Genomic DNA, 15410 nt, shown 5'->3' with positions numbered 1-15410 from the left:
TGGAGGTGTAAGATTATGAGAAGTAAGGATACAAAGACAACAATATTTATGTATTTACCCTATGAATGTTCTGCTGTAGAAGAATATCTTGATGAAATGGCAGAAAAAGGATGGTTATTACAATCTATAAAAGGAGTTTTTTTTAAGTTTAAGAAAACAGAAATAGAGAAAATAAAGTATTCAGTAGACGTACTTAATAGGGTTTCTGTTTTTGATCATAAAGATAGTGATGTAGCTCTAGAATATAGGGAATATTGTGAGGTGGCAGGATGGACATATGTATGTGAGCATGTAAAAACTCAAATATTTTATACACATGGGGATAAGGAAGCTATTTCTATTCATACTGATGAAGAGGAAAAGTTTAAATTAGTTTTCAAAGCTTCATTATATAATATGGGAATTCAGTTTTTTTTAACTCTTCTATTGAGTTTCAATCTATATATCCAATTATTTGTGGGAGATGGAGGTTTTGTACTAGCATCTAATATGGGCATCTTATCAATAGTTACAATGTCTTCCCTTATAATTATAAATAGTGGAGGATTTATTAGCTTTTTAATTTGGGTCATAAAAGTTAGGACTAAGTTAAAAAAGGATAAAGGCATGAATTATAGTAACTATAAGCAAGTAAGGATAAAAAGTATATTAAGAAATAGCTATGGCTTAATAATATTATTTATATTTTTAAAACTGTTAATTTTTGATACTACAGGATTTAATATTTCTTTCTTAATAATAATAACAATATGCATTCCTATAATAATTATGATTTGTGTGCGAAAATTTATTGATAAAAAAAAGCATTCAAAAAACATTAATATGGGTATAACTATAGGCAGTGTAGTAGTCTCAATATATTTAGTTTTAATACTTGGCATTGGTTCAATTCTTTTTAGTAGTGAAACTTTACAAAATGATGTGCCAACCCATAAATTTAATTTAACAACTAAGGATTTTGGGTTTGTAGGAAATAATGATGAAAGTCCTTATATTAATTTTGATAAAAGTATAATAGCCCAAAGAGTAGACTATTCTGGTGGTAACGACAGTAATTATTTAAGCTATACAATGCTTCAGAGTGACTATTCTATAATAATTAAATTCTATGAAAATAGATTATTAAGTAAACTTAATCGTTCTGGTGCTAATTTATTGGAAGAGAGGACTAAACTACCTAATAATATTGTGGTCTATTCAGATAGTGTGAAAAGAACATTTGTAGTAGTATCACAAGATAAAGTAGTTGAGATTAGGAAAGATTTTACTAATCTAAGTGAAGAAGAATTTTTGAAACAGATATATGAAAAGCTTTTTTATTAATAAATTATACAATTAGTCCATATAATAAGCCATGCATGCTGGCTTATTATATTTTTGTTATTAATTTCATAGCATTATATTTTGTATATTGAACAAAATAGTAAGGATACTATGATTAATTTTTTATAAAAGGAGGCATAAACGCTATGGGTGAAAAAAAAGATCCTTCTTGCGCAAGCCAACAAGAAAAGGAGAAAAAAGTAAATAATTTAGGAGCTAAGCATAATAAAAAGACACATAAAAAAGATTGATATTAATATTAATTTTAAAAGGCATATATTGTGAAAAATATATGCCCTTAAAAATTTTAAGTAACTGTATCCTCTTGATTATTAACAGTGTCATCTTGGGTAATTATGCTATCTTTTTTTATCCACCCTTTATTATTAATGTTAGTCTGAGATTTTATAGATACCTCATACCATGAAATATCAAAAATATCAGCACAATCTTGAATTTCTACAGGAGTAATTTTAACTAAGTTAGATAGAACTAGCGAATTTTCTAGGGGGCTTAAATATAGACTGCAAACTTCTTTTGTGGTTCCTGATTTAAAAAGTGGGGCCTTGTATTTTATTATAATAGGACCCTCAGCACTTCGTGCACTTTCAATTTTTGATTTGAATTCTCTATTTTGCCTAGAAATAATCTTTAGTTGAGTTTTTTGTGTCGATAATTTTTGATTCATGATGGAATAATATATGCCAAAACATATCAAAAGAACTGAGAATAGAAAAATAATCAATAGTATCTCTCCTTCAAAAGTACTTATTCACAACAATTATGTACTAATATAATAGAGGTTAACTGAAAAATTTGTGCATATGCTTAATATATACTATTCTATAGAAATGAAAAAAATTCATAAAAAAAACCCATGTAATTACATGAGTTTTAAATAGCGGTAGTTAGTTCATGATATTCAAATATAAACATATCTGCATGATTAATAATATCTTCTCTTTGCTCTTTGGAAAAATCATCATATACGCCTACTACCCTCATTCCAGCAGCTTTTGCACCTTTAACTGCAGGTAGGATATCTTCAAATACAATACATTCTGATGGCTCTACACCTAATCTTTCAGCGGCAAGTAAATATACATCAGGAAAGTTTTTCCCCCTAGAGACTTCACTCGTAAGAGTTATGCAGTCAAAGTAATGGTAAATACCATTAGCATTAAGAACAGCTTCTAACAGATCCTTACTATTACTTGTGGCAAGTCCAATTTTTATGTTCAGAGTTTTAAGCAAAGATAAAAACTCAACTACTCCAGGTTTTAGCTTTACATTGTTAAGATATTCCACATAGGCTAAATCTGTCCATTCCTTTTTAATTTCTTCTATAGTATCTAATATACCAAAATTACTTTTAAAATATGCTGCAGTGTCATCAAAGCTAAGATGTTCTATTTGGCTTTTAAGATTGGAAGGTAAATCCATATTCAGTTTTTTAAAATAATGTTCATCTATTTTGCCCCAAACCCACATAGAGTCGATAAGGGTACCATCTAAATCAAAAATTGCAGCTTTAATATTTGTTAGCATTTAATCACCTCTTATAAAATTATAACATGAATAAATATAGTAATACACTCAGATTTGAAAAGGAATTATGGGCATTAATTAAGAGCAGCTACCAGGACAATTAAGTTGGTAGCTACTCTTAGTTATTTTCATAGGGCTTAAAAGAACCTGTAAGTAAGAAAAGAACAGGTAATTCCTAAAAAAGCACCTACAATTACATCTGTAGGATAATGAACCCCTATATACATTCTTGAAATTCCTACACAACAAGCTAGGGGTATAGATATAAAGCCAAAAATAGGGAAATATAAAGCTACTATTACAGCTAATGAAAATGCACCGGTAGTATGACCTGAGGGGAAAGAGTATTTATCTATACCTATTTTTTTTATATTTAAATTTGGAATATCTATAAATGGTCTTAATCTAGTAACACTTATTTTGAGAAGCTTGCCAATGCCAGTACTAATTGTTATAGAAACCATAGCACGAATAGCCATGACATGAAGCAGCGCGTTACTTAACAAAAAGGCGAAAGTGCAAAATATAAACATAAAAGTAAAAGAGCCTAAGTAAGTCATAGCTGGCATTACAATATCTAAGAACTTACACTTCCAAGAATTATTTATAATTCTAAGTATGTTAATATCTCTATGACTTATATATTCAAATAATGCTTTCATAAAAACCTCCAATCTGCACAGTGAATTATTTTTTTTGATTACTTAATATTGTATCATATTTTAGATCCGATTTACATTGTGAAATATTAATTAAAACTCCCTGTGAAATATTTTGGTCTTATCTTTATCTTTGAAATCCCCAGCACTATTAATTCCAATTCTATTTAGGATTTCGTTCATACAATCGCTATCAATGGCTACTTTAATCTTTGAATTTTGTGCAAATTTATCTACTCTAATTTTTCCGAAACTTGCATTGATTAATGATTTAGGTCCTCCAACGCAACCTCCAACACAGCCCATTCCTTCTACAAAATTTGCATTGATTTCCCCGTTTTGAGCCTTAGTAAGCAATTCTTTACATTCTTTTACACCATTTCCTTGAATAGGATTAAATAAATCGTATTTTTCAGGAAATAATCTTTCTATAACTTCTCCAATAGCTATAGATACTCCTCCAGTCCTAGCATAAAGTCTACCGCCTCTAGACGCATATTCACTAGATACATCTGCTTTAAGTTTTTCAGGCTCAATATTTAATGTATCAAAAATATCCTTAAGTTCGGAGAAGGTAAGCACGTAATCTATGTCGCCTAAAAGGTCGGGGTCTTTAGCTTCACCTTTTTTTGCAATACAGGGTCCAATAAAGACTACTTTGCAGTTAGGGTTTAGTTGTTTTAAAACTCTACCAGCAGCAATCATAGGAGAAATGGAGGGGGATACATGTCTCACTAAATTGTGGTATACCTTCTTTACCATTCCTACCCACATAGGACAACAGCAAGAGGTAAGCATTAGATCTTCTTTTACTTTAACATGTTCATCAAATTCAATAGCTTCTTTTAATGTAAGCATATCTGCGAAAAAAGCAACTTCAACCATATCTGTGAATCTGATTTTTTTAAAGGCGGTTCTAAGCTTATCTATATTAGCACTTTCTCCAAATTGGCCAGTAATGGCTGGGGCTACAGCGGCTATTACTGTAGAATTCCCTTTTAACAAATTTAAAAGGGGAATAAATTCTACCTTATCCATTAAGGCACCAGTAGGACAGACATCTATGCAAAATCCACAGTCTATGCATTTATCATTATCAATATAGGTAGTATTACATTTATTATCTATTAATATGGCATCAAATGGGCAAGAAGCTTGACAAAGGGTTTTTCCAGACGTATCTGCACACTCCATGTCGCAATGTTTAACTTTATTTACAATCTTGTGATTTGATTCATAATGCTGGATAGCTTGTTTTAAATCATTTATGTAATTATTTGAAAAGACTACATCAACTCCACAAAGTGAAGAAATTATAGAACTTAACTCGGTTTTATTAATATTGTCTTTTGATAGTAATTCCTGTAGCTTATTTTCAAAATTATCTTCATGATAGGACTTAATTAGGGTTTTGAAAATTTCATTATACATTTTATTCAAAATAATCACTCCTAAGTTGTTATTAGCTATGTAATAATGTTAGCATAATATTTAGAAAAAACAATAAAATAGTAAAGTATTGTTTAGCTTGTGAAAAAGGAGTGATTTTATACTTAAGCCATGAAAAATTTATAATAAAAAAAGAGTTGTCGTTAGACAACTCTTTTTGGTCGGGGTGACAGGGATTGAACCTGCGACCTCATGGTCCCAAACCACGCGCGCTCCCAGCTGCGCTACACCCCGATGACTTCTTTATTATATAATAGGAAGGTGTAAATGTCAACAGTATTTACAAGATAATATGTATAAGTTATAATTTAAAATAAAAAAACAATATTCTAGATGTGAATATTGTTTTTTTATAGAGGTAATAGTTAGGGGGGAAAGAATGTATAAACATCTAATAGAAGGATTGCTTGTAGGCTTTGCTTACGTAGCACCTATAGGTACACAAAACATATTTGTAATAAATACGGCTATACGTAAAAGTAGACTAAAGGCATATCAAGTTGCATTTATTACTATATTCTTTGATATATCGCTTGCAGTATCATGCTTTTTTGGGGTAGGAGCACTTATGGAAAAGTTTAACCTTTTAAAAATGATCATTCTTTTATTAGGAAGTATAGCTGTAGTTTATATTGGAGCAGGGCTTTTGAGGCAAGTACCAGAAGTTAAATCTGAAGAGACTGTGGATCTGAATAAATCCATTATAAAAATAATAGGGACATGTTTTGCAGTGACTTGGTTAAACCCTCAAGCAATAATTGACGGCTCCTTATTACTGGGGGGAAGTAGAGCGGTGCTACCAGTAGATATGGGAAGCTACTTTATTATAGGGGTATGCTTAGCTTCATTAATTTGGTTTACTTTATTAGCTACAGTTGTTTCACTATTTAAAGCTAAGTTTAATATTAAGGTTATTAGGATAATAAATTTAATATGTGGAGTAGTTATAATTGTATATGGATTTAAATTAGCATATTCCTTTGTTAAATTGATTATCTAAAAGGATTTGTAAGATAAGAGAGCAGTTTCTCATATGATAGTAAAATAACATCATATGAGAAACTGCTCTCTTTAGTATAATTATCTTTTAGTAACCTTTTCTTTATCACCCACACCTCTTGTGGGTACAGTAGACATAACAAAACCTACCAGTATAGAAACTAAGGCAGGAGCAATTACGTTGATATATACAATATACCTTGTTTTGTACAAAACTAGTGCAGTAAGAGCAGTGATTGATGCGCTAGCTACAAAAATGATAATTACAAATTTTGCGAAAGAACTCATAAATTTTTCATATAATCTATGACGAGTTGGTCCGCTTATAACACTTCTAAATAAAAAATAAGAAGAGAATATTATTATTATATCTACTATAGCCGAAACTAGAAAATTTTTCATTATACATACCTCCAAAACAATTTTTCCTAGTTAGTGTTACCAAAGATTAATACTTTTACGCAATATTATTATAAAAAGTGAAGCTAAACTATATAAATACAAGTATTTGAATTAGTAGCTTGCTTTTATAGTGTAAAATCATGTGATTTTAAAATGTAAAAATAATGAAAAACAAAAAAAGGCTTATTCATAGGTAATATAGACTGTAAATGATTTGTAAGGAATTTAAATTATAACCATGCATTGACAAATTAAATAAAGGATACTAGACTATGTTTAATAGGTTAAACAAGAGAACTGAGCGCCACTTCCACAGAAGTTTTATTTTTGTTCTAGTATGTAACTCCCACTTATAGAAATGGGAGACTTCCTTCTGAAATGTCGTTAAATAGTTAGTGAAATTTATCTGAATATACTAAGAAAAAAATATCATTATAGGGAGAGTGTTAAGTAATGAATGATATACAGATGGTTTTAGGAAAGCAAAGGACTTATTTCCATACAGGAGCTACAAGAGATTTAGACTTTCGTATGGAGAAGTTAAATACCTTAAAAAAGTATATACAAAAAAATGAGAAGTATATATTGGAGGCATTGTGGTCTGATTTGCATAAATCGGAATTTGAAGCTTATGCTACTGAAATAGGAATAATCTTAGAAGAAATAAATTTTGTTATGAAACATTTAAGGTCCTGGTCAAAAACTAAAAAAGTAAGAACTCCAATAACACATTTTTTATCTTCTAGTTATATTTATTCAGAGCCTTATGGAGTAAGTTTAATTATTTCACCATGGAATTATCCATTCCAATTAACAATGGCACCGTTAATTGGGTCCATAGCGGCTGGAAATTGTGCTATGTTAAAGCCATCAAAATACTCTCCTAAAACCACTGAAATTATCATTAAAATTATTACAGAATGTTTTTCAGAGGAGTTTGTTTCTGTGGTGGAGCCCTATGGTGGTCGCGAATCCATTCAAGCACTTTTAGAGGAAGAGTTTGACTATATATTCTTTACAGGTAGTGTACACGTCGGTAAAGTAGTAATGGAGAAAGCTTCAAAGCACCTTACTCCTGTAACTTTAGAATTAGGTGGAAAAAGTCCGTGTATAGTGGACTCAGATTCTGACATAAAATTAGCCGCGAAAAGAATAGCTTGGGGTAAATTTTTAAATGCAGGACAAACTTGCGTTGCACCAGATTATTTACTAGTTCATAAAAGCGTTAAGAAAGAGTTTTTAAATGAGCTAATGGATTGTATAAAAGAGTTTTTTGGAGAAGATCCATCAAAAAGCAATGACTTCCCTAGAATAGTAAATGAAAGGCAATTTGACAGGCTTATAGGACTTTTAGATAAAGGTCATATTGTGACGGGAGGAGAATACAATAAGCAAGAACGATATATTGCACCTACTATTATTGAAAATATAACTTGGGAAGACCCAATTATGCTAAATGAAATATTTGGCCCCATATTTCCTATTATAGAATTTGAAGACCTAGAGCAAGTTATAAAAATAGTTAATTCAAAACCTAAGCCCCTAGCATTATATTTCTTTTCTAATAACAAGAAACATCAAGAAAGAATAATAAAAATGATTTCTTACGGTGGAGGATGTATAAATGATACAGTTATACATGTAGCATCTACCTATGCACCTTTTGGTGGAGTAGGGGCTAGTGGTATGGGCAGTTACCATGGTAAAGGAAGCTTTGATCTGTTTTCTCATAAAAAGAGCCTAATAAAGAAGAGTAATATTATAGATATTAAGGTTAGATATGCTCCATATAATGATAAAATTAAATTGCTAAGGAAACTTATGAAATAATATTGTGGATAAAATGTTTATATTAAGTATTTTATTGGAGGCAACTATGATTTATGAAAAAAGTAATTTGAAAATAGAAAGTGATTTTGAGGTAAGGGAAATACAAAAGGATGAACATAACGTGGATTTAATAGTTCCAATAGGCAATAGATGTGTAAATCTGTATTTACACAATACACCTAAATATATGAAGTCAAGAGTGCAATTTCCATCCGTTAAAAGTATACTTATTAGATTTTGCACTATAGAAGATAATAATACATGTACCCTGCACTTTTTAAGTGATAGTGGAATTCATTCCACTATGGCGAACTTTGAGATGGATTATAGTGAAACATATATAGAAGTAAGAAACAGTGAATATTTTGTGGATATGAAAATGCTTGGGGGGGAATAAGAAATGAAAAAAAACATTAAAAATAAGCATGCTGTGTACTTAATATGTTTGTTTACTATTATTTTTGTCTTAAAAATATTTTATTTAAATAATATAATAAGTTTATTACTCCTAATATCTATATCGGTATCATTAAATTTAGCTGTACTCTTGCTAGTATATATATTTAGAAAAAAGATTAACAATACATATATTATAATAACATTTGTTATTGTTGCTATATATAATACTGTAGATATGGTTACCGTCATATATCCTCCTAAAAATTTAATCGGTAATAGTATTTCTTTTATATTGTTTATTTTATTTTTATTATCATTTTATAAAGCCAATAATACTAAATAGTTTTAAAATTAACTAAGAAAGGAAGTGAATATTTAGTGGGTTTGAATACTTGATTTGCAGTACTCCACTAAATACAATTTATGTATATAATAGAATATACCTCCGATGATTTTAAAAAATATAGTGAAAAAATCCATACAATAATTATTCCTATAGGATCAGTGGAAGCACATGGACATCATTTACCTTTAGGAACAGATATTTTTTCACCAAGATTATTTTGTGATAAAGTAAATGAAAAAATAGGTAATAAAATATGGATTGCCCCAGAAATACCTTATGGGCAGAGCTATGATTTGTCCATTTATCCAGGGACTGTGACTATGCCCTCAGAAGTTATGGCAGAGTATGTGTATTATGTAGGAAAAAGTTTTTATAAAAATGGACTTAAAAATATTATTTTCTTAAACGGGCATGGAGGAAATATAACTGCGCTTAGTTTAGCAGCTGAAAAGTTGGTGCCAATTGGGGCTACTGTAATGACAATAAATTGGTGGTTAGATTTTTCTACGGATATACTTACAATCACTGAAGGTCAAGGGCATGCTGGAGAGGATGAAACTTCAGCTATTTTATATTACGATGAAGAGCTTGTACAAATGGACAAAGCAATGAAAAATCCTAATAAGCAACTTATACCTGTACGATTTGAGGATAGAGGAAAAACTATTTTTCAAGATGCACTTACTGGAGATGCTACCTTAGCAACAGTGGAAAAGGGAGAGAAAATCTTTGGATTATTGGAAGGCAAAATAATAGATAGAGTTGAAGCAATGCAGCAAGGTAGATATTACGAATAAGTAAACGCCACTAGAAGAACTGTTCTAGTGGCATAGATAATGAATATTAGCTGTAGCGTATTTCCCCTTCCATAACAATAACTGCTTCACCTCCAACCTTTACTGTTAAGTCATCCTTAGTTCCTTCAAGCCTTACAACTATTTTGCTGGGTCTATTCATATAGTAGCCCTGTTCACAGATTATAGTTATATTATCTTCAAATCTAAGCATATCATTTTTTACTAGGTAGGCACCGAGTGCTCCATTAGAAGTCCCTGTTGCAGCTTCTTCATTTATACCAGCAGCAGGACCAAAGTTTCTACAAGCTAGAGTAGAGGAATCTTCTTCAGTTTCAAGAGTAAAGGCATGCACTCCAATAATATTTAGCTTATTACTATACTGTACCAATCTATCATAGTTTGGATTTATGGACTTTAATGCAGATAGACTTTTAACTGGGAGCATAATATCTGTAAGACCGGTAGATACAGCTTGAGGAATAAGGTGGTATCCGTCAATGCCTATATCCTGTGCATTTATTCCCATGATTTCAGCAAGTTCACACAGGTCTTCAACCTTAAAAAGAAAATTAGGTTTAGTTTGAGTCATCATTACACTATAGATTTTACTGTCTTTAAAATAAAGTTCAACTGGTAAAATACCAGCCTTAGTTTTTTGTTTTACAATTTTGACATTGTTAGTTCCAGTAATTATACCTTTTGAAGCTAAGGCGAAAAAAGAAGCAATTGTAGCATGGCCGCATAAATCTACCTCTTGAGTAGGTGTAAAAAATCTTACTTCGTAATCTGACACATCATCTTGTAGTGGGAAAATAAAGGCGGTTTCCGATAAATTCATTTCCATTGCAATTTTCAACATATCCCTATGATTTAAACCAATTGCATTAGGCACTACACCAGCTGGATTACCTCCAAAGGGCGTAGCTGAAAATGCGTCTACTCCATAAATAACTTTTTTCATAAATAATTCATTCCTTTCTAATGCGAAATTTTTATTTTCAGACTATATTATCTAATATAGTTCCAATATGGGAGTATGTAAATAAAAAATAAACCTACATCTGAAAGTTGTAGGTTTAAGTCTTAATATCATAAATTGTTAATAGCTTTATTTTGATTGCTTACTCCAATCTAAGATGCCTTAAGCCCCTTCATTCAAGAATTTATATTGAGACATATAAAGATCATAATATAATCCTTTTAGGTCTATAAGCTCTTCGTGGGTGCCTCCCTCTACAATTCTCCCATCATCTATAACCATTATTTTGTCGCAGTCTCTTATAGTTGATAGTCTGTGTGCTATAACAAAGGATGTTCTGTTAAATAGGAGTTTTTTAATGCCCTTTTGTACAAGCTTTTCTGTAGTAGTATCAATATTAGAAGTAGCTTCATCTAATATTAATATTCTTGGATTAGCAAGTAAGGCGCGAGCAAAGGATATAAGCTGCCTTTGACCAACGGAAAGTCTAGATCCTCTTTCATTTACCTCTGTAGCATAACCATTATCTAGCTTCATAATAAAAGAATCGGCGTTAACGGCAATAGCTGAAGCTATTACTTCTTCGTCCGTGGCATCTAATTTTCCATAACGAATATTTTCCATAATAGTAGTAGAGAAGAGAAAGGTATCTTGAAGCATTATGCCCATTTGACTTCGAAGAGATTCAATATCAACATGAGATACATTTTTACCATCTACTAAAACTTCTCCGCTACCTGCATCATAAAATCTACTAATTAAGTTTATTATAGTAGTTTTGCCAGCCCCGGTAGGACCTACTAAAGCTACAGTTTCTCCAGCCTTTATTTTAAAGCTCACATTATTTAATACAGAAACATCATTATCATAGCTAAAAACTACATTTTTGAATTCAACATCACCTTTTATTTTAGGCATTTTTATAGCCTTATCAATAGTTATAATATCTGGTTTTATATCTAGTATTTCAAAAATCCTTTCTGCAGAAGAGAAATTTGTTATTAATGTATTGTAAAAATTGCTGATGTTCATAATTGGTCTCCAAAACATTGAAATATAAGCAGTAAATGCAACGAGTTCACCAATAGTTAAGGTTTTTGCTTTTATAAGAGGCACGCTATACCAGTATACGAGTAAACTGCCAAGGCCCCAAGATAATTCTACCATGGGCCAAAACAAATCATTTAATCTAACAGCCTTCATAAAGGCATTCATCATGTCGCCAACATAGGTTACAAAGGTTTTAGAGGTTTTGTCTTCGGTGGCGAAAGATTGAACTACTCTTATGCCAGAAAAATCTTCATGGGTAAAGGCATTAAGATTAGAACGTTTAGATCTATATATTTGCCAGCGCTTTCTAGAAAATATTTCTATAGAAGAAAGAGCTATAATTAGCACTGGTAAGAATGAAATCGAAATTAGAGCTAATTTAACATTCATAGAAAACATAATAATTGTTACAAATATTAGAGTTAAGATTTCTGGGATAAAGTTAGTTACGCTGTTATCAAAGAGATCTTGCAGAGAACTTACATCTCCAATAACCCTTGCAAGTATTTTTCCAACGGGTCTATTATCAAAAAAAGTAAAGGATAGTTTCTGAATATGAGTATATAATTCCTGTCTTATATTTAATAGTGCAGAGTTAGTAACGGAAGCCATAATATTAATTCTTATTCTAGATGCAATAAGTGATATTATATTAAAAACTACCATAAAACCGGCAATTTGTGCTAGGCCTCGTATATTAGAGGTTCCTATATATTTGTCTATTGCTAGCTTTAAAATATATGGGTTTACTAGAGAACATACCATGACGACTACCATAAGCAAAATAACTAAAGCTACTTTTAGTTTAAAAGGCTTTAAATAACTAAATATCCTTATTATCAATTTTCCCTTGGAAGCTTCCTTAATTTGTTCGTCTTGCTGTGTTGAATTTCTAGGCATTATACCACCACCCCTTCAAGGTCCATAAAGTCTGTAAATTGTTGATTGTACACATCATAGTATTGCCCTCTCTTTTCAAGGAGAGTTTTGTGATTGCCCATTTCCACCACATGACCATCCTCAAGGAATAGTATCATATCCGCATTTTTAACTGCAGAAATCCTATGTGCAATTATAAAAGTAGTTTGTTTGTTATTTCTGTGGTGAAGATTTTTTAAAAGATTGTATTCAGTATCCATATCTAAGGCTGAAGTGGCATCATCAAGTATTAAAATACTAGAATCTTTAACCAGCGCTCTTGCAATAGAAAGTCTTTGTTTTTGACCGCCAGAAAGCCCTAGTCCTCGCTCGCCAATAATTGTCTCATAGCCCTCGGTTAGACTATCCAGAAATTCGTCTACACAGGCGTCCGTGCAAGCTTTTTTTATTTGGTCAAAGGAGGCATCCAGATTTCCAAAACGGATATTCTCAAAAATACTCTCTGAAAATAAAAAAGTATCTTGAGAAACTACAGCCATTTTAGATCGTAAATCATGGATACATATATCACGTACATCATTACCATCTACAGTAATTGAGCCTTTGGAGATTTCATAATATCTGCCTATAAGATTTACAAGAGAGCTTTTACCTGAACCTGTTGTGCCCATTATTGCAACAGTGCTTCCAGCAGGTATATCCAAATTTATATTTTCCAAAATGTAATTTTCATTATATTTAAAAGACACATTTTTGAATTTTATGGAGCCTTTAATTACAGGCATAGCTATGGCATCATCTTTATCTTTAATTTCAGGTTCTACATCCATTATATCAAAGATTTTTTTAGCAGAAGTATTTGCCTGAGTTATGATATTTGTAAGCCAGCCTATCATTCTCATTGGCCAAATTAGCATCCACACATATTGGCTAAAGGCCACCAGTTCTCCAATAGATAAACTTTTACCAATTACTAGCATTCCACCAACACATACTACGGCTAAAACAGACATGTTACATAAGAATTCTATCATTGGGAAATGTTTACCCCATATCTTAGTTTGTTTCATATTAAGATCATAATTTGTTCTGTTATGGTTTAAAAACTTTAATGTTTCATGTTTTTCTCTAGCAAAAGCTTTTACAAGACGTACACCAGCAATATTTTCTTGAGCCGTAGTGTTTAAAACTGCATTATGGTCACTTATGGCGCCAAAGGCCTCTCCAACTTCACGTTCAAGTTTCATTGCTATATAGCCAATAAGAGGCATAGTTATAAGAGTTACAAGTGCAAGCTGACCATTCATACGAAAGATTAGTACCGAGGCAACTAGAAAATAAATTAATTGTTCTATAGCAAGGCCTATACCAAAAGAAATAGATCTCCATACATTATCCACGTCAGAGCCCATCCTTGACATAAGTTCACCAGTGTTCATACTATCAAAATATTTAAATGGTAAACTTTGAATATGATCAAATAGATCTGTTTTTAAATCTATGCTTACTCTAGAAGATAAATAATCTAAGCTGTATTCTCTAATATAGCCAAGTATTGACCGAGTAAGAGTAATTCCAGCAAGAGACATTAATACAAAAGTTAGAAGGTTATATTCACTATTGCGAAGTACTTTATCAATCATAACTTTTACTAAATAGGGGTTAAACATGTCTAGGATTATACTTATTATCATTGCAATAGAAGCTATAATAATAAAGAGTTTGTATTTTGTAACATATTTTAAAATTCGTTTCATTAAAATTTGACCTCCTTAACAGTTAGTATATTTTAAGAAATAGAGATTAATCTATTTCTTAAAATATTTTTATGTGTGCATATAATGTTAAATTATAACCATCAGTATCTTAAAGATACAAGCTTAGATGCGTTTATTTAATATTAGGAAATAATATAAGTCATTGCTCAGGCTATTATTGCATAAATATAGTGGCTTTCGCCGATAACGACTGAGTAGATTCTTATTTTCAAAGAAAGCAAACCCTGTAGTGATTCCTCCTAAATTAGTATTATAGTTTTTTGAAATTGTAGATTTATTCATTATAATTTCCTCGCTTTCAAATTTTTATTAGATATTAATGGATGGATTATATTTGTTTGTAATAAAAAAGTAATCAAGGTCACTAATACTTTTAAATGTGTTTAAGAATAAAGGTTTTTTTCGATAAATATATCGAGAATTTCCAAGTTTAAAAAAACTGTGTTTCATAAATACCCCTCCTAAGCTAGATTTTGGTTTTGTTAAATTTTCAGAACTGTACATTGTAATTCCTCCCGTAATTTGTTTTGACTTTTATAATTAATCACTTATGTGATTTATTAATAATTTTCTTCGAAACTGAAATGTAGTTAACAGAAAAAAGCCATGGAAATATCCATGGCTTAAAAAATGATTAATCTTATGCTAAATCAACAGGCATACATAAGAAATTAACTCATATAAAAAGATCATGGGCGAGTAGCCCATGATCAATGTTTATAATTTCATAAAAATACTTTAATAAAGATAAAATATTATGAAAAGATAATTTCCATTAAGGTAGGACTATCATATAAAGTTTTAGACATAAAAATATTACTGGACATAGATAAATTAAATGCAATATTAGAATTAATACATATTTCTTTATTGATCATGATTGCTACCTCCTTTTCAAAATATATTATAATTAACATTTCTTTCAAATGATTCCTTTTTAAGAATACTTTATTTGTTAATAGATGTCAATAG

The 15410-nt window shown here is 30.7% G+C and carries 14 protein-coding genes and 1 tRNA gene; 5 read left to right on the top strand and 10 right to left on the bottom strand.

The genetic code is table 11. From position 1 onward, the window contains the following. Positions 1 to 15 precede the first annotated feature (15 nt). Positions 16 to 1323, top strand: coding sequence for a DUF2812 domain-containing protein (locus Ctaglu_RS04400; RefSeq protein ID WP_124998452.1), 1308 nt, complete (start codon positions 16 to 18; stop codon positions 1321 to 1323). Between the two features lie 307 nt (positions 1324 to 1630). On the opposite strand, the gene Ctaglu_RS04395 is transcribed toward Ctaglu_RS04400, so the two are convergent. The 5 genes from Ctaglu_RS04395 to Ctaglu_RS04375 all read right to left on the bottom strand — a co-directional run bounded on the left by Ctaglu_RS04395 (position 1631) and on the right by Ctaglu_RS04375 (position 5213). Next, positions 1631 to 2068 (bottom strand): hypothetical protein, encoded by a 438-nt coding sequence (locus Ctaglu_RS04395; protein ID WP_124998450.1) that lies wholly within the window; start codon positions 2066 to 2068, stop codon positions 1631 to 1633. Between the two features lie 149 nt (positions 2069 to 2217). Then, positions 2218 to 2871, bottom strand: a complete 654-nt coding sequence (locus Ctaglu_RS04390) for an HAD family hydrolase (RefSeq protein WP_124998448.1) — start codon at positions 2869 to 2871, stop codon at positions 2218 to 2220. A gap of 137 nt (positions 2872 to 3008) precedes the next feature. Continuing rightward, entirely contained in the window at positions 3009 to 3533 is a 525-nt protein-coding gene (locus Ctaglu_RS04385) for a phosphatase PAP2 family protein (protein ID WP_124998446.1), read from the bottom strand. Between the two features lie 90 nt (positions 3534 to 3623). Continuing rightward, the gene (locus tag Ctaglu_RS04380; protein ID WP_124998444.1) at positions 3624 to 4970 is read right to left on the bottom strand and encodes a [Fe-Fe] hydrogenase large subunit C-terminal domain-containing protein; all 1347 of its coding nucleotides are present in this window, start codon (positions 4968 to 4970) and stop codon (positions 3624 to 3626) included. 167 nt (positions 4971 to 5137) lie between these two features. Continuing rightward, a tRNA-Pro gene (locus Ctaglu_RS04375) sits at positions 5138 to 5213 on the bottom strand. 145 nt (positions 5214 to 5358) lie between these two features. Between Ctaglu_RS04375 and Ctaglu_RS04370 the strand changes: the two genes are divergently transcribed. Next, positions 5359 to 5979 carry a LysE/ArgO family amino acid transporter gene (locus Ctaglu_RS04370; RefSeq protein ID WP_124998442.1) on the top strand — a complete coding sequence of 207 codons (621 nt, stop codon included), beginning with the start codon at positions 5359 to 5361 and terminating at the stop codon, positions 5977 to 5979. An 80-nt stretch (positions 5980 to 6059) separates the two neighbouring features. Here the strand turns inward: Ctaglu_RS04370 and Ctaglu_RS04365 are convergent, their stop codons facing one another. Then, positions 6060 to 6380, bottom strand: a complete 321-nt coding sequence (locus tag Ctaglu_RS04365; protein ID WP_124998440.1) for a hypothetical protein — start codon at positions 6378 to 6380, stop codon at positions 6060 to 6062. Positions 6381 to 6833: 453 nt separating this feature from the next. On the opposite strand from Ctaglu_RS04365, the gene Ctaglu_RS04360 reads away from it, so the two are divergent. The 3 genes from Ctaglu_RS04360 to Ctaglu_RS04350 all read left to right on the top strand — a co-directional run bounded on the left by Ctaglu_RS04360 (position 6834) and on the right by Ctaglu_RS04350 (position 9752). Then, positions 6834 to 8210 (top strand): aldehyde dehydrogenase, encoded by a 1377-nt coding sequence (locus tag Ctaglu_RS04360; RefSeq protein ID WP_124998438.1) that lies wholly within the window; start codon positions 6834 to 6836, stop codon positions 8208 to 8210. Between the two features lie 46 nt (positions 8211 to 8256). Then, a complete protein-coding gene (locus tag Ctaglu_RS04355; protein ID WP_124998436.1) occupies positions 8257 to 8607 on the top strand; it encodes a hypothetical protein in 351 nt (116 codons plus the stop codon). Between the two features lie 425 nt (positions 8608 to 9032). Beyond that, positions 9033 to 9752, top strand: a complete 720-nt coding sequence (locus Ctaglu_RS04350) for a creatininase family protein (RefSeq protein ID WP_124998434.1) — start codon at positions 9033 to 9035, stop codon at positions 9750 to 9752. A gap of 46 nt (positions 9753 to 9798) precedes the next feature. Here Ctaglu_RS04350 and Ctaglu_RS04345 read toward each other — a convergent pair whose 3' ends face one another. The 4 genes from Ctaglu_RS04345 to Ctaglu_RS26140 form a co-directional block, all read right to left on the bottom strand. Then, complete coding sequence (locus tag Ctaglu_RS04345; protein ID WP_124998432.1) at positions 9799 to 10713, bottom strand: PhzF family phenazine biosynthesis protein; 915 nt, start codon at positions 10711 to 10713, stop codon at positions 9799 to 9801. Positions 10714 to 10893: 180 nt separating this feature from the next. Beyond that, positions 10894 to 12681, bottom strand: coding sequence for an ABC transporter ATP-binding protein (locus tag Ctaglu_RS04340; RefSeq protein WP_124998430.1), 1788 nt, complete (start codon positions 12679 to 12681; stop codon positions 10894 to 10896). Next, entirely contained in the window at positions 12681 to 14417 is a 1737-nt protein-coding gene (locus Ctaglu_RS04335) for an ABC transporter ATP-binding protein (RefSeq protein ID WP_124998428.1), read from the bottom strand. Before Ctaglu_RS04335 ends, Ctaglu_RS04340 begins: the two co-directional genes overlap by 1 nt. A 776-nt stretch (positions 14418 to 15193) precedes the next feature. Further along, entirely contained in the window at positions 15194 to 15316 is a 123-nt protein-coding gene (locus Ctaglu_RS26140) for a hypothetical protein (protein ID WP_267901259.1), read from the bottom strand. Positions 15317 to 15410: the final 94 nt, after the last annotated feature.

The organism is Clostridium tagluense, from assembly GCF_003865095.1.
Lineage (GTDB): Bacteria > Bacillota > Clostridia > Clostridiales > Clostridiaceae > Clostridium_AD > Clostridium_AD tagluense.
The sequence above is the reverse complement of the archived record's forward strand: the minus strand, read 5'-3'. Positions and strand labels throughout refer to the sequence as shown.